Source organism: Sorangium sp. So ce1153 (assembly GCF_051521595.1).
Classification (GTDB): Bacteria; Myxococcota_A; Polyangia; order Polyangiales; family Polyangiaceae; genus Sorangium.
This window is the reverse complement of the sequence record NZ_CP150361.1, coordinates 10,589,579-10,613,216: the sequence shown is the minus strand read 5'-3', so window position 1 is coordinate 10,613,216 and position 23,638 is coordinate 10,589,579. Positions and strand designations below refer to the sequence as shown.

The following is a 23,638-nucleotide window of genomic DNA, read 5'->3' as shown; positions in this document are numbered from 1 at the left end:
AGGAGGCAAGTACCACGTACGATCTGGCTGGATCGTAGCGTGCGCTTGCCGCCTGCCTCGTCCCGTACTAGGACCGACACGCCATGGCTGCGCTTGACCTGACGACTCACGAACGCGCCATACTCGTGGATATGCTGGAGTGCGCCTATCGCGCGGCGCATCGCGAAGCGTGGGAGGTTAAGCAGTGCGGAGGCACGCAGGCCCAGCTCAAGAATATGCGCGCGCGACTCGCTGCGATTGCATCTATGTTGGAGAAATGTGGGTCGAGTGCCGGAAAGGCCATGATGCCGATTAGCGGCGAGGCAGAACCAGAAGCAATATAGGGTCACAGTGCAGAGATGTTGATGTCCGGTGTTTTGCCGATCCAGGATCTAAGGCGGTTCGCTGAATCGGGCGCGATTACAGCACCTGGTGGGTTACGCACTGCACAGTTCCAGCCTAACAGCATCGATCTACGTCTCGGTCCGAAGGCTTACCGCACTAGGTGCAGCTTTTTGCCAGTCCCGGGAATGCGTAGTACGGCAACCTCGCTCATCAAGGAATTTGCCGTATATGAGATCGATCTGACCGATGGGTATGTATTTGAGTGCGACAAGACGTATCTCATCCCCTTAACTGAAGATCTAGCGTTGCCGGAGCATATCTGGGGCGCCACGAACCCGAAGAGCTCCGCAGGTCGTCTTGACATGCTAGCCCGTGTAATCACGGAGGATGGCCACGTTTTTGATTCTATACCACTTGGGTATAAGGGGAAGTTGTACCTTGATCTAATGACCCGATCATTTCCGATCAAGCTTCGGGAAGGTGACTCGTTGGTTCAGCTGCGTCTGCTGACGGGCCGGGATGCGGTGATCCCGGATGATGAGCTGCGCTCTCTCGTTGACGAACATCAGCTGGTTCGCACTGCTGCTGGTATTCCAATTGCATCCAAAGATCTCGAGATCGACGACGGTATATTACTCACCGTGCGGCTTCGTGGCAGCGGAGACGAGACGGTTGGATACGTTTCGAGGAAAGCCACCCCGATTGTAGACTTTTCAAGGAAAGACCACCAGGTTCGCCCTTATTGGACATATATACCGGGGCGTCGCAGCGAGCCACTTATCTTGCTCCCGGAAGAGTTCTACATCTTCTCATCAAACGAGAGAGTCCGCATTCCGCCGCAAATGTGCGCTGAAATGGTGGCCTTTGACGTGAGAAGTGGAGAGGTTCGCACGCACTACGCCGGGTTCTTTGACAGTGGGTTCGGGATGTCTGGCACTGGAGCCCATGTTGTTTTGGAGGTGCGTAACCGAGACATGCCATTCTTAGTTCAGCACGGGCAGCACTTATTTAGATTGCGGTATTTTCGAAATACCGACGCACCGGCTGCGCTTTATGGTGTCGACTTTGACTCTCATTACCAAGGCCAAGGGCTACGACTCGCAAAACAGTTTAAGGCGGTATCTGACCCGTTGCTTCAACTGGGCCTATGGGCAGAGTAGGGAAGGTGTGCCCTTCGCTTCTGGTCGTGGTGCCTCGCTGCCAGCGAGCGCGGTGACGGTGCCCCCGGGCCTGACGGAGAGCGTCTGGCACGGGTGTATCTGGCGCAACCACGCGCCCCTATCGCTATAATATCCGCTGTCCGAGCACCGTACTCGTCCGCGCGGTCCGGAGCGTCTAGCGCTCGGCGGAGACGTGCGTCACTAGGTCTCAAACAGCGAGAGCTGCACCATGCGCATCGCTGCGGCGAGGGCGGCGGCTCTGAAGGCGGCGGCTCCGGTTCCGGCACGGCTGCCGCGGGCGCCACGCGCGGTGGTTGCGACGCCACGCGCGCTGACGGGGCCGACCCACCCGAGACGAGCCGCAGCCAACCCTCCGGGCAGCTGCCGGACCGGCCCGGTCTGCGCCGGCAGGGTGAGCGCCTGCGGGACGAGCGGCGCGGCGGCAGGCTCCGCCAGCGCCGCCCGGACGAGATCCTCGACCGACCAGAGCTCGGCGACGAGCCCCGCAGCCATCGCGGGCGACGCGCGGAGCGACGCGTGGGCGCGCGTCAGGTTGTACGTCGCGACCGAGGGCGCCACGGCGGCGCGATGGCTGCGCAAGCTCTTGCTGAACGAGAGCGCGAGCCTGCGCCTGCGCCCGTTGATGTGCCGGGCTGTGAGGTGACAGCGACAATAGCCATCGCACGCCACCTGCTGCAGTCGGTCAGTCTTTCCCGTACTTGATGTTGTTGCTCTCGTCGGACTCGGTTATTTGGTTGGCCCAATCGGTCTTAGAGTACCAAGTTCCAATACACGACTCCATTGCGCTAACCGTCCATCCAGTGATCGTGTATGAGAACGTGCGCGACGCCCCAGCGGCAAGCGGGCCTGTGTTCGGCGCCCAGGTTCCTCCATATAGAGTGCAATTGGTCGGCTGTAGCGGGCTCACGGGTTTTCGATGGCTCACAACGGCCATCCACTCGGTGCTGGTGACACTGGCCGCCCCCTGGTTTTTGATGACAGCGGTCATCTGTACCCCTCCGGATACATCCACCACTGTGAAGCTCTGCACTACAACGTCTGGCAAAGGGGTATCGACCGTCTGCGTGGCCTGTTCAAGAGGCTCCTCGTTGCCATCCAAACCCACAGGATCCACTGCACATCCGCCTGCTGAAACGGCGAGAACTGTCACGATCACAGCCGTGCGAATCAACATCTGTTGCATGATCAGACGAACTCCAGCGCATATTACTAATAGCGGTTAGCGCACACCGCCGCATGTTGCTCATACGTCAGTCGTAAGAATGCGTCAATAGGACATGCCGCTGCGACCGTGGCCCCGCCCGTTGCAGTGTATAGAATGCTACAGTAGCGTGACTACGCGCGCCGTGGCCGGTCCACCGCTTCTCTCCGCGAGTAGTCGCTCATCGCACCCACCCCTGCAACGCGCCCCGTCCGCTATGACATCCGCTGTCCTAGCGCCCCTCTTTCACGCCGTTCCGAGCAGTTCCCTCGCTAAAGAGCCGTATAATCAGAGGACCTTAGACGAAAGCGCCCCGTCTTGGCTGGCACCAAAACGGGGCTGCGAAACGCCAGGCAGTCGCCTACCTCGCGCCCATCGCACCGCGTAGGGTACGACCGCGCCTGGGGAGAGGCAAGGGTCCCGTGGCGAACGAGCTCCCACGCGAGCGGCGGCTTGCCGTGCTCGCGGCCTTGGTGGACGGCAACAGCGAGCGCGCCGTCGAGCGCATGACCGGCGTCAGTCGGCCGACGATCAACCGCTTCGCGCTCTTGGCCGGGCAGGGCGCTGAGCGCCTGCATGACCGGCGCGTGCGAGATCTGTCCTGCTCGCTGATCACCTTCGATGAACTATGGGGGTGGGTCGCGAAGAAGCCCCACCGCGTGGACCCGATCGAAGATGCGGTCGATGTCGGCGAGGGGTGGATCTTCGCCGCGATCGACGTGTCGAGCCGGCTCTGCGTCTCGTTCTACGTCGGCAAGCGCGACCAGTAGAGCACGGACCGCTTCATCGAAGACCTTCGCGCGCGGCTCGTGGTGATGCCGCAGCTCATGACGAGCGATGGGTTCGCGCCGTACGTGTCGTCCGTGGGGACGAGCTTCGGCCCGTCGAGCACCTTCGCGCAGACCGTGAAGCACTACCGCAAGGGGAGCCGCCGCGGTCCGGACCATCGTTACGAACCGCCCCGGGACCCGTTCATCGTCAAGCGAGCGGTCTTCGGCGCGCCCGACATGGCGAAGGCGTCGACGGCCTACTCCGAACGCCTGAACCTCACCATGAGGCACGTCAACGGCCGCCTGCGTCGGCTCTGCTTGGCGTTCTCCAAGAAGATGGAGAACCACAGGGCGGCCGTCGCGCTCGCCTACACGCACTACAACTTCTGCCACGTGGTGAAGACCCTCCGCGTGACACCGGCGATGCAGGCCGGCATCACCGACCACGTGTGGTCGCTGGAGGAGCTGCTCGACGAGCTCATGTCCGACGCGCCGAGCGAGAAGCCCATCGCCCGGCCGCTCGCCCACGTGAAGCCGGAGGGGGCCGCCCGGGAACTCCCCGCAGGACGCGGGTTCTTGCGCGTGGTCCAGGGCGGCGCCGCTCCGAGCCCGCCCGTCGCCCCTGCGCCACCTCCGCCCGCCCCGGTGCCCGTCGCCGCGACCCCGAGCATACCCGTCCCCGTCGAGTCGACCGGTCAGCTCGACCTGCTCTCGTGGCGCCCGAAGCCCCGTGTTACCGAGCCGCCCCGTTGATGGCGCCGTGCCCCGCCTGGCCGATGGCCATCTCACGGCTGCTCGGCAGTGTCTCTTTCCGCCGATGGCCATCGTGGACGTTGCCCCCGGCGCCAGGCGGCGCGATGGGCATCCTGCCGGCCACCGTCGGCGCGGCGAGGCGATGGCCATCGTGGGCCTGGCGCGACACGGCCCGCGAGGCCGACGAGCCTCGCGGGCCGCGCGCTGCCGTTCAGCCGAGCGCCGAGGAGAGCGTGAGTGCCTCCGCGACGCGGGCTACCGCGTCACGGTCGACCAGCTTCCGCTTCCGGCGCGCCGATTCCCGCATCGCCGCCGAGGCGATGCGGTCGATCTCCCGCAGCGAGCCCGACGCGACCTCGTGCAGAGCGGCGAGCGACTCCCGCGAGAAGAGCTCGTGCTCGGCGCCGGCGCCCTTCAGCCGGAAGGCGACATACTCCGCCGTGTCCTCCACCGTCGCCGGCTCGATCATGAAGCGGTGATGGATGCGCGTAAGCAGCGAGCGGTGCGACCGCAGGGCCATGCGGCCCTCGAGCTCCGGAAGGCCGACAAGGATGATCGACAGGAGGGCGCGGCTGTCCCACTCGTGATTCAAGAGGATATGCAAATGCGCCATCATGTCCGGGTGCAACAGATGGGCCTCATCGAGGAGAAACACCGGATGCACCTGATCTCTTCGCAGCTCGTGGACATGCCGCTCGACCGCGAGGAACAGGTTGGCGGCGCTAGATGTCGGCTGCAGGCCGAGCGCATGGCATAGATACCGGTAGAAGTCGCGGCGGCCGAGCGTCGCATTGTGGCAGTAAGTCAGACGGAATCCTGCCTGGGGTAGCCGATGCCGTAAGGCCCTCAACACACACGTCTTCCCGACGCCGGGCTCCCCGACGAGGAGCACACTGGCACGCTCGAGGAGCGCGGCTTCGAGATCGTCGACGAGCACCTGCTTCGACGTCGGCAACCACAGCTCGGCATCCTCGAGCTCTTTGGAGAAGGGCGCGGTGCGAAGGCCGAAGAAGCTAAGCTCAGAAGATCGCATCGAGGTCCTCCTCTCCATCGGGGTCCTTCGCGTCGGCCGCCCGGGCCGCCTCGCGCACCGCCTTGTCGCGCAGCACGCCGCCTGGGTCGAAGGCGACCTGCTGCTCGGTGGGCAACGCGCCGCTCGTCGTGGAACGACGTGGCGGCCGTTTGACGTGCGCGTTGTGCACCGGGTCGACGGGGCGAAGGGGGATCCGCTGCCCCTCGATCTCGACGACCGGGGCGACTGGCTCGTCGAGCAAGCAATAGGCGACGGTCACGATGCGGCCGGCGAGGTAGCCGTGGTCGAGCTCGAAGAGCTGCCCGCGGACCGAGACGGTCGTGTCGCGGTGCACGCGCCGACGCTGCCGGATCGTGAGCGCGTCGCGCAGGCGAGTCTCGGAGAGCGCGTCGATCTCGCGCTGCCCGGGCGCGTAAACAAGCCCCGGCGCGCGCCCCATCAGGCCGGCGTGCGGGGACGCGTGGTAGTGGACATCGATGAAGGCCTGGATACGAGAGGAGATATCGTCCAGCGACGTGATCGCGCCCAGGTGGTCGAGCACCCCCTCCCGAAGCGTGCGCCAGAATCTCTCCATCTTGCCGCGCGCCTGCGGGTCGTAGGGGCGCGCGTGCAGTAGCGTGATCCCGAGGCGCGAGCAGAAGAGGCGCAAGGCGTCACCGCGATAGGTTGCGCCGTTGTCCAGGTACAGCGCGTCGGGCACGCCGTAGAGCCGGACGGCACGGACGAGCAGCCGCAACATGGTATCTTCCTTCTCGTCGCTCTCGACCGAGATGGCGACGAGGAAGCGCGATGCGTCGTCGAGCAGGGCGTGGATCCGCACGGGGATCCTTCGCCTGTCGAGATGAAGCGTCGGGCCGTGACAGACGTCGCCGTGCCAGAGCGCGTCAGGGCGCTCGGCCTGCCACTTGAGCCGGGTCGTCGGCCCCTTGCCATCGCGCTGCGGGATCTTGTCGAGTCCCTCTTGACGGTAGAGGCGACGCACGGTCGAGGCGCTGACCGTGGCGCTCAGGCGTCCGTCTTCGCGCAGCGTGCGCAGGATGAGCGGCACCGAGGCCCCGGGGTGCTCCCGCCGGATGTCGCACAGCAGCTGTCTCAACACGGGGTCGAGCTCGCGGCCGCGACCGCGATCCCGACGGGCGCGAGGGCAGAGGCCTTCGAGCCCCCGCTGGCGGTAGGCATAGAGCCAGCGCTCGAGGGTCGGCACCGCGAAGGAGCGCGTGCACGCGCTACCGGGCGGGCGCACGCGTGATCAGCGACAATTACTTCTGCCGCCTGACGACAACTAGATTTGCCGGTGGTGGCGGCCGTGCGGACGGCCTGTGCGACGGTGCGGAGCGGAGGGCTCCGGCCGGGTGCCGGGGCTCGAGGAGCCCGGATGGTCAGCGACAGGCAGGTCCGCGTGCTGAGGAAGAAGCGGATGGAAGGCAAGACGTTGGAGGCGGCTGCGGCGGCCGCCGGGATGAGCGAGAGGACGGCGCGGACGTGGCAGCGCGGGCCGCTGCCTTCGGAGACGAGGCAGCCGCGGGCGTGGCGCACGCGACCGGACCCGTTCGCGGAGATCTGGGCGACGGAGGTCGAGCCGCTGCTGGTCGCGGACAAGGAGGGCAAGCTGGAGGCGAAGACGATCTTCGACGACCTTGTGCGCAGAAAGCCCGGCGTGTTCGAGCCCGGACAGCTACGCACGCTCCAGCGGCGCGTACGGGAGTGGCGCGCGCAGCACGGGCCGGAGAAAGAAGTCTACTTCCCGCAGGAGCACACGCCGGCGCGCATGGCGTCGATGGACTTCACGCACGCCACGGAGCTCGACGTCACCATCGCCGGCGTGCTCTTCGTGCACCTGTTCTTCCAGCTCGTGCTCGCCTACAGCGGCTGGCGCTTCGTCGAGCTCGCGTTCGGCGAGACCTTCGAGGCGCTCGTCAAAGGCCTGCAGGGCGGGCTGTGGGCGCTCGGCGGGGTGCCCGACAGGATCCGTCAGGACAACCTGTCAGCGGCGACCCACGAGCTGGTGAAAACGGGCGGGCGCACGTTGACCCGGCGGTTCGCCGAGGTGGTCGAGCACTACGGCTTCCAGGCCTCGCGCATCCAGCCCGGCGAGTCGCATGAGAATGGAATCGTAGAGAAGGCACATCACCTGCTCAAAAGCGCGCTCGCTCAGGCGCTCTTGTTGCGAGGCAGCCGCGACTTCCCGACCGTCGAGGCCTACATGGCATTTGTCGGGCGCGTCGTCGAGGAGAAGTTTCACAAGGGCCGTGAGGCGCTCCTCGCCGAGGAGCGCGCCGCGCTCAAGCCGCTGCCCTCGTGCCGCGTGCCCGAGTACACGCGCGTGGTCGTTACGGTCCGCAAGTGGAGCACCATCCCGGTCGCGGGCCGGATCTACTCGGTGCCTTCGCGGCTCATCGGGCATGAAGTGGAGGCACGGCTATTCGCCGATGCCGTCGAGGTCCGGTACGCCGGCAAGGTGGTCGAGACGATGCCGCGGGTGCGCGGCGAGTGCGCGCATCGCATCGACTACCGCCACGTGGTCTGGTCGCTGGTGCGGAAGCCGGGGGCGTTCGCGGCGTATCGCTACCGCGAGGATCTGTTCCCGTCGCTGGTGTTCCGGCAGGCCTACGACGCTCTCCGCGAGCGCCGCGGCGATCGCGCGGACGTGGAGTACGTGCGCGTGCTGCACCTGGCGGCGAGCACGGGTGAGCGCGCGGTGGAACAGGCGCTCTCGGCGTTGCTCGAGCGCGGCGAAGCGTTCGACTACGCGGCGGTCAAGGCGCTGGCGCAGCCGGAGACGCCGGCGATACCGGCGCTGCGCATCGGCGCGCCCGACCTGGGCCAGTACGACGCGCTGCTCGCGGCCGGAGGTGGGTCATGAGCGCCGCGACGTACACGCCCGAGATGGGCGCGCGGATCACGGCGCTCTTGTCGGAGTGGAAGTTGCCCACGGCGGCCGGCGAGCTGGTGCGAAGGCTGGTCGCTGGTGGGCACGGCGAGGCGCTCGGCATCGTCGCCGAGGTGCTGGAGCTCGAGGCCGCGGGGCGCAAGGAGCGGCGCACCGACCGGCTGCGGCGCGCCTCGAAGCTTCCGCCGGGCAAGACGTTTGACACACTCGACAAGACGCGCGTGCCGCAGTCGGCGCTGCTGCGGGTGCAGGAGCTATCACGGGGCGACTTCGTGGATCACGCCGGCAACGTGCTGCTCTTCGGCATGCCCGGCGTGGGCAAGAGCCATCTGGCCTGCGCGCTCGGCCACGCGCTGGTGGACGCGGGCAGGAGCGTGCTGTTCACGCCGACCTACCAGCTGGTGCAGCAGCTTTTGGCAGCCCGGCGCGACCTGAGCTTGCCACGGGCGCTGCGGGCGCTGGACGTCTTCGACGCCATCCTGCTCGACGACCTGGGCTACGTGCAGCAGACCGCGGACGAGGCGGAGGTGCTCTTCACGTTGATGGCCGAGAGGTATGAGCGCCGGAGTCTGATCATCACCAGCAACCTGGTCTTCAGCGAGTGGGACCGGATCTTCAAGACGCCGATGGCGACAGCGGCCGCGATCGACAGGCTCGTGCATCACGCGACGATCATCGAGATCGAGCGCAAAAGCGTGCGGGCGGAGGAGGCGAAGAAGCGCAACGCAGGCAAGAGGAACAGCGAGGACGACGGATGAGGGAGGCGGCGACGGTGCGCTGCGAGGGGGTGGGGCGCGGGGCGCGTCGGGGCACCGCATCGCCGCTGCGGACGCGCGGCCGCGGTGTCGATGGCGTGGGCGCGAGAGGCATGGACGGCGAGAGAGCGGAAGGAGGACGGGGGAAGGGAACGGCCTCGGCACGCAGTGACGGGCCCGGGGACGCGGGAGCGCGTCGGGGCACCGCGTCGCCACGGCGGGCTCACGGCCGAGGCCTCGATGGCGTGGGCGCGAAGGAACGGGATGCGGGCGGAACGACAACTACGGCGGAGGTGACGACAACTACGCGAGGAGCGAGCGCGCGAGGGAGCGGCGGAAGTAGGACGGGGAACACGACGACAATTACGGCGGAGGTGACGACAACTACGCGAACGGGATCCCGAGGGGCGGAGCGGAACGGCGAGAGGAAGGACCTGGCCGCAACCGGCAGAAATAGTTGTCGCTGACCGGCAAGAGTAGTTGACGTCGATCACACGCGCTCCTTGGCGAGGGCGCGCAACGCTTCGACCAGATCGCCATGCTCGAGGTCGCGAGCGCAGAGCTGGCCAATGATGCCGTGGCGGAAGAGGGCGATTTCCTCCGCGTGATCTCTGGGTTTGAGGAGGTCCACGAACGGTCCTTTCCACGGGTGCGTTTCGGCGCCCCGTGGAAACCCAGTGCCCCGGATCCGTGCCGTCGTGCCCGATCCTACGGGGTGGCGTCGCCGGACCTCGCGTTTGCCTGCGAATGGCCATCACGCTGCGAGCGCGGCGCCGTGGAACGCCAGGTGAGGGGCAGGCGTGCCGGCGCTGCCCCGAGCCGACAGCGCCACGAGCTGCATCGCCGTGCGCTCGGCGACCTGCGCGCGCGTGCTGTCGGCGCCGTGACGTCCGAGCCGGGGGAAGAGCTGGCCACGGCGACTGGCGTCGATCCATCGCGACGGCGCCAGCCACCGCTCGGCCGCCGCGACGCCCAGGACCACGGCGCTGCAGACCTCGGCGCGGACGACCGGTGTGGTGGCGCCCTCGAGTCCGACGCGGGCCAGCACCCAGCCGATCGCCGCCGCGGAGTAGCGCCGCCGCGGCAGCAGCCCGCGGGGCACGACCACCACGACCGCGCCGCAGGCGGTGCAGCGGTAGCGCCGAGCCTGCACCGTAACCTGCTGGGGCGCGTCGCCCGCATCGTGTGGGCCGTACACCTGGCGCGCGCGCAGGCCGTGACCGCGCATCCCCAGCGGGCCGTTGACGGGACGGCTGGCCGCGTCGCAGCAGGGGCAGCGGGCCGGCCGCACGTGCTGAACCGTCGGGAGCACCGTCATCCAACGCTTGATGTCGACATCGGCTTGAACGATCCTGCACGGGCTCCGCTCCTCCAAGGTGATCGGAGCACGACGAGGGGAGGACGGGTCGCCACAACACGCATCCCCTCGTCGCCTATTTTGTGGCCGGCTCCGCGCCGATGCTCCGCTCCGTCGATGCCGGCCTTAGGTCAGCGGCGGCGCGGACGTGGTGCGAAGTGCAGTGGTAATTTCGGGCGTGAAGCAGGAAAGCTCAGCCACTGAGGCGCGGAGGTCGGGGATGCGAGGTTTTGTGAGAATCACGGATGCGTGACCGGAAAGTGTTGCCGATGATCGCTGGCGGGCGGCGGACCGCTGCGCCCACCCCGGCTCCTGCTCTCGGGTCCGAACCGATTCCATGATGGAGGGGCACGGGGCGATCGGCGGATATCCATCACGAACGGGGATCGAGATCGGCGGGAAGTCCACTATTGGAAGGGCGCGGTAACACCCCGGAAGCCGGTGCAGCTCTCGCTGTTCGACGACGATCCCAAGCCGAGCTGATCGAGGTACTGGCCGCCCACGTTGGGAACCTCGATGCCCGCTCGCGCATGGCGCCGGACAGGTGTAGCCTTGCCCACCATGCCGGACCTACTGAAATGGGAACGTCTCGCCCACGATGACAGCGGTGCGATGAAGACGGAGTGGCAGGAGACATACCGCGCCAAGGTTCCCGGTGGATGGCTCGTTGCCATCTGGGCCACCGTGGAGCGCGATGTGACGGGCACGCCTGAGGGGCAGGTCGCACCTGCGACTGACACGACAATCGCCGCCGGGAGGCGCGTCCCGAACGGCTACTGGGGCGGTGGGCTCACCTTCGTCCCGGATCCGAAAGACGAATGGAAGCCAGTTCTCTACAAGGAAAATAGCTCAGTGAACCCTCGCGGTAAGCAAACTTAGCCAGATCAAGCGGCTGGCCAAACTTGGCCACTACCTGTCGAGAGGGCCCCGGGTGAATTGAAATTCAGCCCGGGGGCTGTCGAGAGGGCCCCGGGTGAATTGAAATTCAGCCCGGGGGCTGTCGAGAGGGTAGTGCGGCACTTTGAGGTCTGGTGCGGTCATTTGACTCCAGCCTCGCCGTGAAGGGCTAAGTTCGGCCGTAATCAAGTGCGGTCCGCGGGCGCTGCGAACACCACGGACCGCGTGGCCGCGCTTCCGGAGGCCCGCGCTGTCCGTCGGCTCGTCGGGAGGCGAGCTCGCCGCGTCGTCGGTGGGTCGAGCGGTCACCGATCCGAGCGTATGAACGTCCAGACGCCTGGATGTCTGGGCGCCTAGTCGGGGTCCGGCAGCCCACGCGCGCGCCGCTCGCGGGCTCGACCCTCCTCCAGCCAGCACTGCGCGAACACGTACAGGAAGACGGGGAGGCCGAGGCGGAGCAGTCCCACCAGCGAGAGGGAACCTCGGTGGATGGGCGCCCCGAACCACGCCGCGGCGACGATCGCCACGCCGGAGACCAGGATGCCGACGGTTCGCAGGACCTTGCCCATGGCCGGCTCAGAGGAAGGCGCAGAGGACTCCGATGCTCCCGAGCGCGGCCCCCGAGTAGTCGGAGCAGCGTTGCGCCCTTCCCGGGCCCCTGGCGCGGGGGCAAAGCGCGGAGGTCGCGATCATCGTGGCCCCGAATATGAAGAGGCCGCACCCGAGGCCGATTGGGCTCCACCTCTGCTCCGTCACCCCGATCGGCTCGCCGCCATTCCCGGGGTCCGGTCGCTGTTCCCGGGCCGAGGCGTCGCCGCTGAGCATCGAGGCGCAGGAGACGTCCGCGTAGGCGCCCGGGTCGAGCGGGTTGAAGACGCGGACCAGCAACTCGGGCCGGTCAGCGCACGCCGCGGCGACCTCGGAGCGCCCGGCCTCAAGGATCCGGGGGATCGCGTTCTCCGGCGCCGTCGTCTGGTCGAGCTCGACGTAGAAGCTCGCCGACGGGGGCTCGGCGCCCGCCTGGATGTCGCGATCCGCTTGTGGCTCGGTCGCTCCGTCCGGTGCGCCGCAGGCTGGCGTTCCCATGAGCGCGGCCAGGGCCAGGCTGATCCTGGTGTGCATGGTCCACCTCCACGCGATGCATTCCGTCGCGCGCGGGGCTTTATTGCCAGCGGCATGCCAGGGCCAGAGAAACCAGCGCGCGCGTGAGCTCAGGGCAGGGTGAAGTCGTTGAGCTCGTCCCGTTGGCCGAGGTCATCGGGACCATCGCCAAGAACGAAGGGCGCACCCTGAGCGCCGTGCTGCGCCTTCGGCGGTGCGGTGGTGCTCAAATTAGTACTGGAGACGAAGAGAAATGGAGACTTCTCCACCCAGGTAGATGGGCGAGCGAGCAGAAAGTGGGTAACAAGCACAACGGCCCTACTAAGGTCCGTGTTTGGTGAAAACGGGTCTCATTACGAGGCCGCTATGACTCTTCAGGGAAAGATCTCCGTCTGGAAGCACCAGCTCGCCATCGAGATGTATGGCGTGCTTCAGTCCGCTGAGGAAGCATGGGACCGTGGGTACGTTTTTGAGGTGAAAGAGCTCGCGGAAGCGGAGGTGGAGGCCAGTCTCATGGACCGAGGCGAATAGTTTCTCTCGAAGGGCTACTACCAACCGGCGGCCGTTCTCGCCGGATCGGTGCTGGAGCAGCATTTGCGGTCCATGTGCGCGCGCCATGGTGTCGATACGCACAACGCGAGCGGGAAGCCGCTTACCCTTGAGCCACTGAACACCGCCCTCTGCCATCACGCGCCTCCTGCTGACGTTGAGGACGTCGACGCGCCGCCGTGGTGCCGTCTGCGCCTGCAGCTTGAGCGCGAACGCCCGCTGACGGCCCGTCAAGAGCCCGAGCGCGCGCCCGAGGAGCCATGGACGCTCACGCTGCACCCTTGCGCCCGGAGTGGCCGGGAACCAGGGAGGGACCGTGGACCTGGACGATAGAAACCCTGTGTGAGCGCGCTGATGTGCAGGAGCTTCACAGGATCTGGCGGTGCCCTGGATTCGACGCGCCCAGAAAAAGGAATACCAATGAACTTCCCGGATCGCTCCCTCCTCCCGGAGAACCAGGAGAAGCTCGTCATCACGGTGGCGCCGTACGGGCCGGAATGGGAGCCGGCCGATTTTCCGGAAGACATCGCCGTGACGATGGAAGAACAGATCCAGAAGGCGGTGGACTGTTACTCCGCGGGCGCCACCGTGCTGCACGTGCACGCGCGCGAGGCGAACGGCAAAGGCTCCAAGCGGCTGTCCAGGTTCAACGAGCTCCTGGCGGGGCTGCGCGACGCGGTGCCCGAGATGATCCTGCAGGTCGGCGGATCGATCTCCTTTTCTCCGGAGAACGAAGGGGCGCAGGCCAAATGGCTGAGCGACGACACGCGCCACATGCTGGCCGAGCTCTCGCCGAAGCCCGACCAGGTCACGATCGCGATCAGCACCATCCAGATGAACGTCGTCGAGCTGATGACCGAGGACGACTATGCCGGCAGCTCGTTCGCGCGGCCGGAGGTCTACGAGGCGTACCGCGAGATGACCGTGCCGGCCGGCCCCGCCTGGGTCGAGGAGCACCTGAGGCGGCTCTCAGCAGCGGGCATCCAGCCCCACTTCCAGCTCGCGAACATCCCCCAGATCGAGACCGTGGAGCGCCTGATCCGCCGCGGCCTCTACACCGGGCCGCTCAACCTCACGTGGGTCGCCATCGGCGGCGGTTTCGACGGGCCGAGCCCCTACAGCATGATGGAGTTCGTCCGCCGCGTGCCCGACGGCGCGTGCCTGACGGTGGAGACCCTCATGCGCAACGTGCTGCCGATCAACACGATGGCGATCGCGATGGGGCTGCACACCCGCTGCGGCATCGAGGACACGCTGTGGAGACGCAAGGGGCAGCGCATGACCTCGGTGCAGCAGATCGAGCAGCTCGTCCGCATCGCGCGCGAGCTCGGCCGCGAGGTGGCGGACGGCAGGGAGGCCCGCCGCATCTACAGGATCGGCGAGACGTACCGGGACGCCGACGAGACGCTGTCGAAGCTCGGTTACGCGCCCGAGCGCAAGGCGGGCGAGCGCGACGCCCCACGGCGCGAGGCGGCCTAGCGCCGGCATGGGATCGGGGGGAGTTCGATGGCACATGGTATCCGTTTCCACCGGACCGGCGGGCCGGAGGTCCTGCGCTGGGAGGAAGCCGACGTCGGCAGCCCGGGTCCTGGCCAGGCCCGGGTCCGTCATGTCGCCGTCGGGCTCAACTTCGCCGACACCTACTTTCGCACCGGGCTTTATCCCGTGCCGCTCCCCAGCGGCATCGGGGTCGAGGCGGCTGGCGTGGTGGAGGCGGTCGGTGAGGGCGTCACGAGCGTCGCGCCGGGCGACCGGGTGACGTACACCGGCTTCCTGGACACGCTCGGGGCGTACTGCACCGAGCGGATCCTGCCCGCGGCGCCGCTGATCCGGCTGCCGGAGGGCATCGGCTGCGAGACCGCCGCGGCGATGACCATGCGGGGCCTCACGTCGGCCTACCTGCTGCGCCGCATCTGGCCTTTGAGGGCCGGCGATGGCATCCTGGTGCACGCGGCGGCGGGCGGCGTGGGCCTCATCGTGTCGCAGTGGGCGAAGCTCCTCGGCCTCACGGTCATCGGCACGGTGTCGACCGAGGCCAAGGGGGACATCGCCCGCGCCCACGGCTGCGACCACATCATCCATCATGGCCGCGAGGAAGTGGCCAGTCGCGTGCGCGAGCTGACGGGCGGAGCCGGCGTGGCGGTCGTCTACGACAGCATCGGCAGGGACACGTTCGCCGGCTCGCTCGGCTCGCTGCGGCGGCGCGGGCTGCTCGTGTGCATGGGCACGGCCTCGGGCCCGGTGCCGCCGCTCGACGTGGCAGCGCTCGCGGCCAAGGGATCGGTGTTCGTCACGCGCCCGGCGCTCGCCGACTACATCGCCGATCCCGCGGAGAAGGCCGAGCTCGCAGGCGAGCTGTTCGGCCACGTCGCCGCGGGGCGCATCCGCATCGAGATCAACCAGCGCTACAGACTCGAGGACGCGGCGCAGGCGCACCGTGATCTCGAGTCGCGCCGGACGACCGGATCGTCGATCTTCGTCGTCTAGCGCGCGGAGCCGACCCCGGATCGCCGCGCCGGCGCCAAGGCAACAGGAGGACCAGAATGACCAGCTCAGCATTCGCCCGATCGGCCGCCGCCCGCCCCGAGACGCGGGGATCCATCCCGGTCGAGCCGCTCACCTGCACCATCGGCGCCGAGCTCGTCGGCGTGAGCCTGGCCGACGCCGCGCGCGACGACGCGCTCTTCGCCGAGATCAGGGCGCTCTTGTTGAAGCACCGGGTCCTGTTCCTGCGCGACCAGGACATCACGCGCGCGGATCACGTCGCGTTCGCGAGGCGCTGGGGCGAGCTCGAGGACCACCCCATCGCCGGCAGCGATCCTGATCATCCGGGGCTGGTGCGCATCTACAGGGACCTGACCAGCCCGCCGGAGCACTACGAGAACTCGTATCACTGCGACGCGACCTGGCGCGAGGCGCCGCCGATGGCCTGCGTCCTGCGCTGCGTCGAGACGCCGGAGGTCGGCGGCGACACCGTCTGGGTCAATATGGTCGAGGCGTACAGCCGCCTGCCCGAGCACATCAAGCAGCGGATCGCGGGGCTGCGCGCCAGGCACAGCCTCGAGGCCACCTTCGGCGGCACGATGGCGATGGAGAAGCGCCACGCGCTCAGGGCCAGGTATCCCGACGCGGAGCACCCGGTCGTGCGCACCCATCCGGAGACCGGCGAGAAGATCCTGTTCGTCAACGCCTTCACCACGCACTTCGTCAACTTCCACACACCGGACAATGTGCGCGTCGGCCAGGATTTCGCGCCCGGGGCGAGCCACCTCTTGAGCTACCTGATCAGCCAGGCGGCGATCCCCGAGGTTCAGGTCCGCTTTCGCTGGAAGAAGAACAGCGTCGCGATCTGGGACAACCGCTGCACCCAGCACTACGCGGTCCAGGATTACTGGCCTGCGGTGCGCAAGATGGAGCGCGCCACGATCATCGGCGACCGGCCCTACTGACGGTTGGCATCGATCACATCCGGGCTTCCAGGACGCTGTTGGCCCAGGGCGAAGGCCAGCGCGGCAGCGAGCGCGACGAGCGGGACGACCTGCAGGGCGCCGAGCAGGCCGATCCGGTCGGCGAGGAAGCCGGTGACCGCAGGCCCCGGGGCCAGGCCGAGCAGGTTGTTGGCCAGCGCCAGCGTCGCGAACGCCGTTGCGCGGAGGGACGCCGGGGTCATGCCGGCGACCATGGCGCTGGCCGGGCCGGCGGTGGCGCCCGCAAAGAAGGTCCCGGCGCCCATCAGCACCACCTGCACGGGGCCTGCTTCGAGCCGGAACGCCACGGCGAGCAAAGCGCAACAGGCCAGGCTGCAGGTGATCGCCATCCGCCACCGGCGAGCCGGCTGACGGCGGCTCAGACGATCGGTGAGCACACCCCAGCAGATCATGCCGACGCCGCTGATCAGGACGAAGACTGCCGCGGCGGCGCCGGCCCGATCGACCGTCATGCCGTAGTAACGGTTCAGGTAGCTGGGCAACCAGGCCAGCGCGGCCCCCATGATGAACAGCGCCAGACCGCTGCCGACATAGACACAAACGAGCGCGGGAGTGGAGAACAGCGCCTCGAGGACGCCGCGGAAGGTCATCGGCCGGCTTGCAGGGGGCCGCGCGATGGCGGCGCGCGGCCCCTCCTGCGCTGGTAGCAACCGCCGTTCTGTGATGGCGAAACGGTAGATCACGACCAGGACGAAGCCGAACAGGGTCATGACGCCGAACGACCAGCGCCAGCCCAGCCGCGCCGCGACGTGGCCGCCCAGCGCCATGCCCAGCACGGCGCCGAAGGCGCCCCCCGCCGTGAAGGCGCCGCTCAGGCTGGCCCGCTGACGGCGTGGAAACACCGACAACACCACGGCGGCACCGACGCTGCCGTAGGCGGCCTCCCCGACGCCGACCACGCAGCGAGCGACGAGCATCTCTCCGAAGTTGGCCGACAGCGCACAACCCAAGGTCGCCACGCTCCAGAGCACCGCCATGAGGGTCAGGCTCCGGACGCGTCCCCAGCGGTCGGCCAGCAGCGATAACGGCACGGTCAGCAGAGCGACCATCAGCGCCACGACGCCGCTCAGGGCTCCCACCTGGGTATCGGACAGGCCCCACTCCACCTTCAGCGACGGCGCGACCGCGTTCAGGACCTGCCGCGACATGTAGTCGGACAGCAGCAGGCCAAAGCTCAAGGCAAAGACCAGCCAGGCGTAGGCGCGCGACACGGCGGGCGTTTCGGGGAGCTCATCCGCCTCGGGCTCGCGGGGGTGCAGCGCCAAGATGTTCTCCTTTCGTGTCGAGGAGATCCCTGCGGCCTGTCGGAGCTGGGCCATCGACCGATCTTCACGTGGCACACGACATGGCAAATGGCACGCGATCTGCGGCGGTCAGGAAGACGGTTCATGCCTCACGCAGCGGCACGGCGCGCTCGCTCGCCGGCGGGCCGGCGCACAGCGGTCGTCGGCCGTGGTCCAGTCGACCCCGAGCGTCCGCGGGCACGCCGAAGGCGGCGAGGGTGAATACCGGCATGATGGCGCCGAACACGCCGAGCCCCATGAACGCCGCGATCCCGAGGTGCAGGAGGGCCGTGGCCACGATGACGGCGCGCCGGGTGAGCCGCGGCCAGATGAGGAATGCGTACCCGATCTCCACGCCGAGCACCGCCCACCCCGCGACCTGCGCGAGCCACGGGTGCCAGGCCAACCAGGAGAGATCGAGCTGGCGGTACTCCGGGAGCATGACCGAGCGCCAGATCGCCTCGCCGTTCCACCACGACGGGCCTGACGCCTTTTCCAGCCCGCTGGCCAGGTAAGCGATGCAGAGGTGCAGCTGGACGACGCGCAGCCCGAGCCGCGCGGCCATGGTCGGCTCGGCGGCCGCGCGGCTCGGCCCGCGCAGCCATCGATCGACGGACAGCGCGGCGCCTGACGGGATCCAGACGAGATAGAAGAGAAAGATGTTGGCGAAGAGATCCGCTCCGTACACGGTGGCGTCCGCCGTCACCATCAGCATCCTGTGGGTGATCCACGCGATCAGGGCAGAGGCCCTCGTCCGGAACCCGCAGAGCAGCGAGGCGAGGGAGAGCACGTAGACGACGCCGGTGAATTCGAGGAGCGATGTCTCGCCGATCCCGAGCGGGCCGAGCCGCTCGGCCAGCCAGCCGATCCCCGGCAGATCGATCTCGGCGAAGGCCTCCCGCAGCGGGCCCTGGAGGATGCCCGCTGGACCGTAGAGCTCGAAGAGCGCGGGAGCGACGAGCGCCGCCTGGACGAGGAGCACGGTCGCGAGCCCGATGCGGAGCGCCGCGAGGGGCTCCGCGGACGCAGGGGCGAGCACGAAGCGCTCGATCTGCGAGGCGACGCGCAGCGAGGCGACGCGGGAGAGCCCCGCTCTGCGCGAGATATCGCTCGGCCCGATCACGGCGCACCGCCGTTTCTCTGCCGGGCGGCCGGAACCCTGGAATGCTGGACGAGCTTCGCCTGATAGAGCAGGTCCCACGCCGGCCGGCGGCCCTCGCGGTACTGCTGCATCGAGGGCAGATCGCAGATCTCCAGCCGGACGACCACGCTCTCGGCCCCCGGGTGCCTCGCGAACATCTTACCCGCCCACGAGGCGACGAGCGAGCGCCGCAGCGGCTCGTCCTCCGCCTGCAAGAACAGCGAGAGGATGCTCCTGACGCGGAGATCCGCCTCGTGGTTCGCTCCGGACTCCAGCACCTCGGCGCGGGCCGCGCCGTTCGCGTCCGTGACCTGGAACCTGGCCCAGGGCAGCGCGCTGACGGAAGGAGCGAAGAAGTTGTAGCCGCTACCAGCCCCGGAGAGGGCCCCATGATAGGCGATCACCCGGCCAAGTCCCCCCGCCTTCTGCGGATCGACATGGAGCGCCCCGAGGACGACGCAGCCGAGGTGCGCTGCGGCGGCGGCCACGATGAAGACGGTGCGCCCACGACGTCGTGTTCTTCCACCCATGAGGATCCCTTCCGCTTCACGCGCCTGGAGGCCCTGAGCGGCCGGGCGCCGTCGAGGCGCCGAGGCTCGTCCTCGGCGCCTCGACGCTGCGAGAAGCGCGCCATCACTGACCGTCGGGGAGGTTCACCGCAGGCGTGGGAATGTCACCTTCCGGAGCCGCCTCGACCCCCGAGGAAAGCGAGCGCCACGGCCGATACCACCCGTACGGCCGGAAGCCCGGCCGGTAGCCGTACGGTCGATAGCCGTATGGCCGGTAGCCGTATGGCCGATAGCCGTACGGCCGGTAGCCATAAAGGCCGTACGGCCGGTAAGCATGATATGGGACGACCCGGGCGTCGTCGAGCACCGGGGTCGCCGTCTCCTCGACGATCACGAGATCCTGGATTGGCGTCGTGGTCTCCGCTGCTGCGAGCTGCGTCGTGCCGAGGGCGACGCCGGACAGCGCCAGCGCACCAAGGGCTTTCACCAGATTCATCATGGACTCCTTTCAACGCGAGCGGCTTGATGGGTGTCACCCCATCCACGCTGCGGCCATGATGATGCAAGCGTGAGGCCCGTTCGCGGCGTACCGCCGGCGCTCCGCGCCGCCGCCGCTACGGAGTCCCCGCCTTTCGCTGCTGGTAGATGTCCTTGACGTTGATCTCCATGAACGTGTCCGGCTTCGCGAGCGGCGAGAAGCCGAACTGCCGGTAGAGCCCGTGCGCGTCCGCGGTGGCGAGCATCGTCCGCCGCAGCCGGAGGTGACCCAGGGCCTCGGCGATATGAGCGATCAGCGCCTTGCCGTACCCCTGGCGTTGCTCCGCCTCGACGATGAACACGTCGGCCAGGTACGCGAACGTCGCGTGGTCGGTGATCACCCGGGCGAACCCGATCTGCGCTCCCGCCTTGTAGACGCCGAAGCAGAGCGAGCCCTGGATGGCCCGCTCGACCACCTCCCGGGGGATGCCGGTGCTCCAGTAGGCAGACGCGAGGAAGGCGTGGATCCGCTCGACGTCGAGGAGCGCCTTGTCCGACGAGATGACGATGTCTTCAGCTGCCTTGTGCTCCACTGTGCGATCCTCCGTTCTGCCTGCGCGCGCGGGGTCCTGGTCCCTGACGGCTCTCCAGCGACCCGCGTGTCCGTCGCTCTCCGGGGAGGCCACCCGAAGGACCGGGCGGCGTCAAGAGGAGGCGCCGGGCGCGCGGTCCGGCGCGCGCTCGATCCAGCGCGCGCCCGTGGACGGCGACCTCGCTGGCGTGCGACGTTGCCCGCGAGCACGAGGGAGGAAGCATGCTCACGCTCCTCGGGGTCGCGGTCGTGGTTGTCGGCTTCGTCGCCCGGCTGAATCCGCTCCTTGTCATCGCCGCGGCGGCCATCGCGACGAGCCTCTCGGCGGGGATGAGCCCGATCCAGGGGATCTCCGCCCTGGGGAAGGCGTTCAACGACAACCGCTATGTCAGCCTGGTCTGGCTGGTGCTGCCCGTCATCGGCCTCCTGGAGCGCTCGGGCCTCCAGGAGCGGGCGCGCGCGCGGATCTCGCGGGTGAAGACCGCGACCACCGGGCGCCTCCTGCTGGTCTATTTCGCGATACGGCAGCTCAGCGCGGCCCTGGGCCTGACCTCGCTCGGCGGCCACGCGCAGATGGTCCGGCCGCTGATCGCGCCCATGGCCGAGGGCGCGGCGGAGAACCGGCACGGGCCGCTGCCCGACCGGGCGCGCTGGCTGATCCGCGCCTCCGCGGCGGCGGCCGACAACGTGGCCCTGTTCTTCGGGGAGGACATCTTCCTCGCCATCTCGTCGATCCTGCTCATCAAGGGGTTCCTCGAGCAGAACGGCATCGTCGTGGAGCCGCTCCAGGTGTCGGTCTGGGCCATCCCCACGGCGGTCCTGGCGCTCCTGATCCACGGGACACGGCTCCTCCTGCTCGATCGGCGGCTCCAGCGCGAGATCGCCCGCGAGGGAGCCGGGGAGGAGCGCGGGTGATCTCGCTCGACCTCGCCTACGCCATGGCAGGGCTGTTCTTCGCGGCGTCGGCCGTCCTCAGCGCGGTCGATCGCGAGAACGCGAAGCGCTGGAAGAACGCCCTCTTCTGGGGGCTCCTGGCGACGAGCTTCCTCTTCGGCCCGCGCCTCGGGGACCTCGGGAACGGGGTGCTCGTGCTCGCGCTCGTGCTCCTCGGCGGCGTCGGGGGCCTGGGGCAGGGGCGCCCCGCCACCACGACGCCCGCGGAGCGGCTCGCCGGCGCCGCGAGGAGCGGGGACCGCCTCTTCGTCCCGGCGCTGATCATCCCGGCGACAGCGCTCCTCGGCACGCTGGTCCTCCGCCGCGTCTACGTCCTCGGGTCTCCCCTGATCGACCCCCGGCAGGCCACGCTGATCTCGCTCGCCCTCGGCGTCGCGCTGGCGCTCGCGGTCTCCGCGGCGTGGCTGCGCCCGCCGTGGCTCGCCCCCTTGCAGGAAGGCCGGCGGCTGCTCGACACGGTGGGCTGGGCGGCGATCCTGCCCCAGCTGCTGGCGGCGCTCGGGGTCGTCTTCGCGGCCGGGGGCGTCGGCGACGTCGTCGGCGGGCTGGCCGGGAGCGTGATCCCGCCCGGCAGCCGCCTCGCCGCGGTGGCGGCCTACACCGCGGGCATGGCGGTGTTCACCGTGGTCATGGGGAACGCTTTCGCGGCGTTCCCGGTCATGACCGCCGCCGTGGGCCTGCCCCTGATCGTGCGCCGCTTCGGCGGCGACCCGGCGATCATGAGCGCCATCGGCATGCTGTCCGGCTTCTGCGGCACGCTGATGACCCCCATGGCAGCGAACTTCAACGTCGTGCCCGCGGCGCTGCTCGGGCTCCCCGACCGCGACGCCGTGATCAAGGCCCAGCTCCCCACCGCGCTGCTCCTGCTGGCCGGCAACACGCTGCTCATGTACCTGCTCGTCTTCCCGCGCTGAGGCGCTCCTCTCCATGACGCACGCCCTGACCCCCGAGATCGCCTCGCAGCTCGCCGCCCTCGCCCTCGGGCACGTGACGCGGGAGTACCCGCACAAGCTCGATCACGTCATGGCCGGCCCCGAGGACGTGAAGGGCCCGCGCGACCTGCACCCCCTCTTCCACGGCAGCTTCGACTGGCACTCTTGCGTGCACGGCCACTGGCTGCTTGCGCGCATATACCGCCTCTTCCCCGGGGCGCCTGGCGCCGCGCCCGTCCGCGCGCTGCTGGACGCGCAGCTCACGGGCGAGAAGGTCGCGGCGGAGCTGGCCTATCTCCGGCGCCCGTCGAGCCGCGGCTTCGAGCGGCCCTACGGGTGGGCGTGGCTGCTCCTGCTCGCGGCCGAGCTCGAGCGGCACGGCGCCGAGGAGGGCCGCCGGTGGTCGGCGGCGCTGGCCCCGCTCGGCGACGCGTTCGCCGAGCGCCTCCGCGAGTTCCTGCCCACGGCCACGTACCCGGTCCGCGCCGGCGCGCACACGAACACGGCCTTCGCCCTCGCGCTCGCGCTGGAGTACGCCGCCGTGAAGGGCGACGACCGGCTGTCGCGGCGCTGCGCCGAGGCGGCGCGGGCGTGGTACGGCCGCGACGCGGACTGCCAGGCGTGGGAGCCCTCGCAGGACGACTTCCTCTCGCCGGCCCTGATCGAGGCCGAGTGCATGCGCCGGGCCCTGCCCGGGCCGGAGTTCCTCGCCTGGTTCGCGCGGTTCCTGCCGCGCGCGGCGCAGGGCGAGCCCGCGACGCTGTTCCAGCCCGCGGTGGTCAGCGACCGGAGCGACGGCAAGATCGTCCACCTCGACGGGCTCAACCTGAGCCGCGCCTGGTGCTGGCGCTCGCTCGCGGCGGCGCTGCCCGGCGGAGACCCGCTGCGCGCCCGCGCCCTCGACGCGGCGGAGCGCCACCTCGACGCCAGCCTGCCGCACGTCACGGGCGACTACATGGGCGAGCACTGGCTGGCGAGCTTCGCCCTCCTCGCGCTGGGCGCGGGCGCGGACTGACACGCCACGAGGAGCTCGAGGAGACGAGCCTCGTGGTGGGGCGAGGGCGCTGCGCGCGCGGCGTCACCGCGGCCTCGCCGGTGACGAGCTGACTCTGCAGTGTCCAGTTCACCTGTGCACCCATGGGCTCCATGGCGCGCACAAGCGCGCACAACCTGGCCATGGGGCGGTCCACGTGGGCGCGGGGATCGCCGCGGCGCCGAGCGCGAAAGCAGGGGCGAGCTGGATGGCGTGCCGGGGCTCAGCGCGCGAGCGCGCTGGCTGGGTGAATTTATGAATGCTCACAGCAGCGAATACCTCGCTTGCCGAGCGGCGGGCTGGTCGATCGAAGTTGACACGGAACATGTGAACGCTCACAGTGTCGAGCGGTCGTCATGCTTTTGCTTCGCTCCGGATGGGCCGTTATACGCATCCAGGAGACAGTCCTGAAGTAGCG

The 23,638-nt window shown here is 68.7% G+C and carries 24 protein-coding genes and 1 pseudogene; 12 read left to right on the top strand and 13 right to left on the bottom strand.

All coding sequences use genetic code 11. The features are described 5' to 3' along the window. Positions 1–338: 338 nt before the first annotated feature. The gene (locus WME85_RS38385; protein WP_437828178.1) at positions 339–1,484 is read left to right on the top strand and encodes a 2'-deoxycytidine 5'-triphosphate deaminase; all 1,146 of its coding nucleotides are present in this window, start codon (positions 339–341) and stop codon (positions 1,482–1,484) included. A gap of 201 nt (positions 1,485–1,685) precedes the next feature. Here WME85_RS38385 and WME85_RS38380 read toward each other — a convergent pair whose 3' ends face one another. After that, positions 1,686–2,084 carry a hypothetical protein gene (locus tag WME85_RS38380; RefSeq protein WP_437828176.1) on the bottom strand — a complete coding sequence of 133 codons (399 nt, stop codon included), beginning with the start codon at positions 2,082–2,084 and terminating at the stop codon, positions 1,686–1,688. A 103-nt stretch (positions 2,085–2,187) separates the two neighbouring features. After that, positions 2,188–2,688: a CARDB domain-containing protein gene (locus tag WME85_RS38375; protein WP_437828174.1), complete on the bottom strand. Its 501-nt coding sequence runs from the start codon at positions 2,686–2,688 to the stop codon at positions 2,188–2,190. Positions 2,689–3,128: 440 nt separating this feature from the next. On the opposite strand from WME85_RS38375, the pseudogene WME85_RS38370 reads away from it, so the two are divergent. Next, a pseudogene (locus WME85_RS38370) lies at positions 3,129–4,229 on the top strand (IS1 family transposase). Positions 4,230–4,440: 211 nt separating this feature from the next. Here WME85_RS38370 and WME85_RS38365 read toward each other — a convergent pair. Both WME85_RS38365 and WME85_RS38360 read right to left on the bottom strand, forming a co-directional pair. After that, positions 4,441–5,262 (bottom strand): ExeA family protein, encoded by an 822-nt coding sequence (locus WME85_RS38365; protein WP_437828173.1) that lies wholly within the window; start codon positions 5,260–5,262, stop codon positions 4,441–4,443. Continuing rightward, entirely contained in the window at positions 5,249–6,466 is a 1,218-nt protein-coding gene (locus tag WME85_RS38360; protein ID WP_437842472.1) for a DDE-type integrase/transposase/recombinase, read from the bottom strand. Before WME85_RS38360 ends, WME85_RS38365 begins: the two co-directional genes overlap by 14 nt. Before the next feature lie 171 nt (positions 6,467–6,637). Here WME85_RS38360 and istA point away from each other — a divergent pair, with 171 nt between their 5' ends. Both istA and istB read left to right on the top strand, forming a co-directional pair. Further along, the gene (gene istA, locus WME85_RS38355) at positions 6,638–8,125 is read left to right on the top strand and encodes an IS21 family transposase (RefSeq protein ID WP_437828171.1); all 1,488 of its coding nucleotides are present in this window, start codon (positions 6,638–6,640) and stop codon (positions 8,123–8,125) included. Then, entirely contained in the window at positions 8,122–8,910 is a 789-nt protein-coding gene (gene istB / locus WME85_RS38350; RefSeq protein ID WP_437826890.1) for an IS21-like element helper ATPase IstB, read from the top strand. Before istA ends, istB begins: the two co-directional genes overlap by 4 nt. A gap of 487 nt (positions 8,911–9,397) precedes the next feature. On the opposite strand, the gene WME85_RS38345 is transcribed toward istB, so the two are convergent. Continuing rightward, on the bottom strand, positions 9,398–9,538 hold the full coding sequence (locus WME85_RS38345; protein WP_437828170.1) for a hypothetical protein: 141 nt from the start codon (positions 9,536–9,538) through the stop codon (positions 9,398–9,400). Between the two features lie 123 nt (positions 9,539–9,661). Further along, positions 9,662–10,225 carry a DUF6431 domain-containing protein gene (locus WME85_RS38340; RefSeq protein WP_437828168.1) on the bottom strand — a complete coding sequence of 188 codons (564 nt, stop codon included), beginning with the start codon at positions 10,223–10,225 and terminating at the stop codon, positions 9,662–9,664. Positions 10,226–10,825: 600 nt separating this feature from the next. Between WME85_RS38340 and WME85_RS38335 the strand changes: the two genes are divergently transcribed. Continuing rightward, positions 10,826–11,143 (top strand): hypothetical protein, encoded by a 318-nt coding sequence (locus tag WME85_RS38335; RefSeq protein ID WP_437828166.1) that lies wholly within the window; start codon positions 10,826–10,828, stop codon positions 11,141–11,143. Between the two features lie 371 nt (positions 11,144–11,514). Here WME85_RS38335 and WME85_RS38330 read toward each other — a convergent pair whose 3' ends face one another. Together WME85_RS38330 and WME85_RS38325 are read right to left on the bottom strand one after the other, a co-directional pair. Beyond that, entirely contained in the window at positions 11,515–11,730 is a 216-nt protein-coding gene (locus WME85_RS38330) for a hypothetical protein (protein WP_437828164.1), read from the bottom strand. A gap of 7 nt (positions 11,731–11,737) precedes the next feature. Further along, positions 11,738–12,283, bottom strand: coding sequence for a hypothetical protein (locus tag WME85_RS38325; RefSeq protein ID WP_437828162.1), 546 nt, complete (start codon positions 12,281–12,283; stop codon positions 11,738–11,740). A 198-nt stretch (positions 12,284–12,481) separates the two neighbouring features. Between WME85_RS38325 and WME85_RS38320 the strand changes: the two genes are divergently transcribed. The 4 genes from WME85_RS38320 (at position 12,482) to WME85_RS38305 (ending at position 16,260) form a co-directional block, all read left to right on the top strand. Then, entirely contained in the window at positions 12,482–12,793 is a 312-nt protein-coding gene (locus tag WME85_RS38320) for a hypothetical protein (RefSeq protein ID WP_437828160.1), read from the top strand. 438 nt (positions 12,794–13,231) lie between these two features. Next, positions 13,232–14,290: a 3-keto-5-aminohexanoate cleavage protein gene (locus WME85_RS38315; protein ID WP_437828157.1), complete on the top strand. Its 1,059-nt coding sequence runs from the start codon at positions 13,232–13,234 to the stop codon at positions 14,288–14,290. 27 nt (positions 14,291–14,317) lie between these two features. Next, positions 14,318–15,298 (top strand): quinone oxidoreductase family protein, encoded by a 981-nt coding sequence (locus tag WME85_RS38310; RefSeq protein ID WP_437828155.1) that lies wholly within the window; start codon positions 14,318–14,320, stop codon positions 15,296–15,298. 56 nt (positions 15,299–15,354) lie between these two features. Beyond that, complete coding sequence (locus tag WME85_RS38305; RefSeq protein ID WP_437828153.1) at positions 15,355–16,260, top strand: TauD/TfdA dioxygenase family protein; 906 nt, start codon at positions 15,355–15,357, stop codon at positions 16,258–16,260. Here WME85_RS38305 and WME85_RS38300 read toward each other — a convergent pair. The 5 genes from WME85_RS38300 to WME85_RS38280 form a co-directional block, all read right to left on the bottom strand. Continuing rightward, a complete protein-coding gene (locus WME85_RS38300) occupies positions 16,254–17,558 on the bottom strand; it encodes an MFS transporter (RefSeq protein WP_437842470.1) in 1,305 nt (434 codons plus the stop codon). The genes WME85_RS38305 and WME85_RS38300 overlap by 7 nt on opposite strands. A gap of 127 nt (positions 17,559–17,685) precedes the next feature. Beyond that, complete coding sequence (locus WME85_RS38295) at positions 17,686–18,705, bottom strand: HTTM domain-containing protein (protein WP_437828151.1); 1,020 nt, start codon at positions 18,703–18,705, stop codon at positions 17,686–17,688. After that, positions 18,702–19,253 carry a hypothetical protein gene (locus tag WME85_RS38290; RefSeq protein WP_437828150.1) on the bottom strand — a complete coding sequence of 184 codons (552 nt, stop codon included), beginning with the start codon at positions 19,251–19,253 and terminating at the stop codon, positions 18,702–18,704. The genes WME85_RS38295 and WME85_RS38290 overlap by 4 nt, the downstream gene beginning before the upstream one ends. A 103-nt stretch (positions 19,254–19,356) precedes the next feature. Further along, on the bottom strand, positions 19,357–19,731 hold the full coding sequence (locus tag WME85_RS38285) for a hypothetical protein (protein WP_437828148.1): 375 nt from the start codon (positions 19,729–19,731) through the stop codon (positions 19,357–19,359). A 115-nt stretch (positions 19,732–19,846) separates the two neighbouring features. Beyond that, positions 19,847–20,302, bottom strand: a complete 456-nt coding sequence (locus WME85_RS38280) for a GNAT family N-acetyltransferase (protein ID WP_437828146.1) — start codon at positions 20,300–20,302, stop codon at positions 19,847–19,849. A gap of 221 nt (positions 20,303–20,523) precedes the next feature. Here WME85_RS38280 and WME85_RS38275 point away from each other — a divergent pair, with 221 nt between their 5' ends. The 3 genes from WME85_RS38275 to WME85_RS38265 are packed head-to-tail and all read left to right on the top strand — an operon-like array spanning position 20,524 to position 23,202. Continuing rightward, entirely contained in the window at positions 20,524–21,216 is a 693-nt protein-coding gene (locus WME85_RS38275) for a DUF969 domain-containing protein (RefSeq protein ID WP_437828144.1), read from the top strand. Next, a complete protein-coding gene (locus WME85_RS38270; protein ID WP_437828141.1) occupies positions 21,213–22,169 on the top strand; it encodes a DUF979 domain-containing protein in 957 nt (318 codons plus the stop codon). The genes WME85_RS38275 and WME85_RS38270 overlap by 4 nt, the downstream gene beginning before the upstream one ends. Before the next feature lie 13 nt (positions 22,170–22,182). Next, positions 22,183–23,202, top strand: a complete 1,020-nt coding sequence (locus tag WME85_RS38265; protein ID WP_437828139.1) for a DUF2891 domain-containing protein — start codon at positions 22,183–22,185, stop codon at positions 23,200–23,202. The last annotated feature ends 436 nt before the right edge of the window (positions 23,203–23,638 follow it).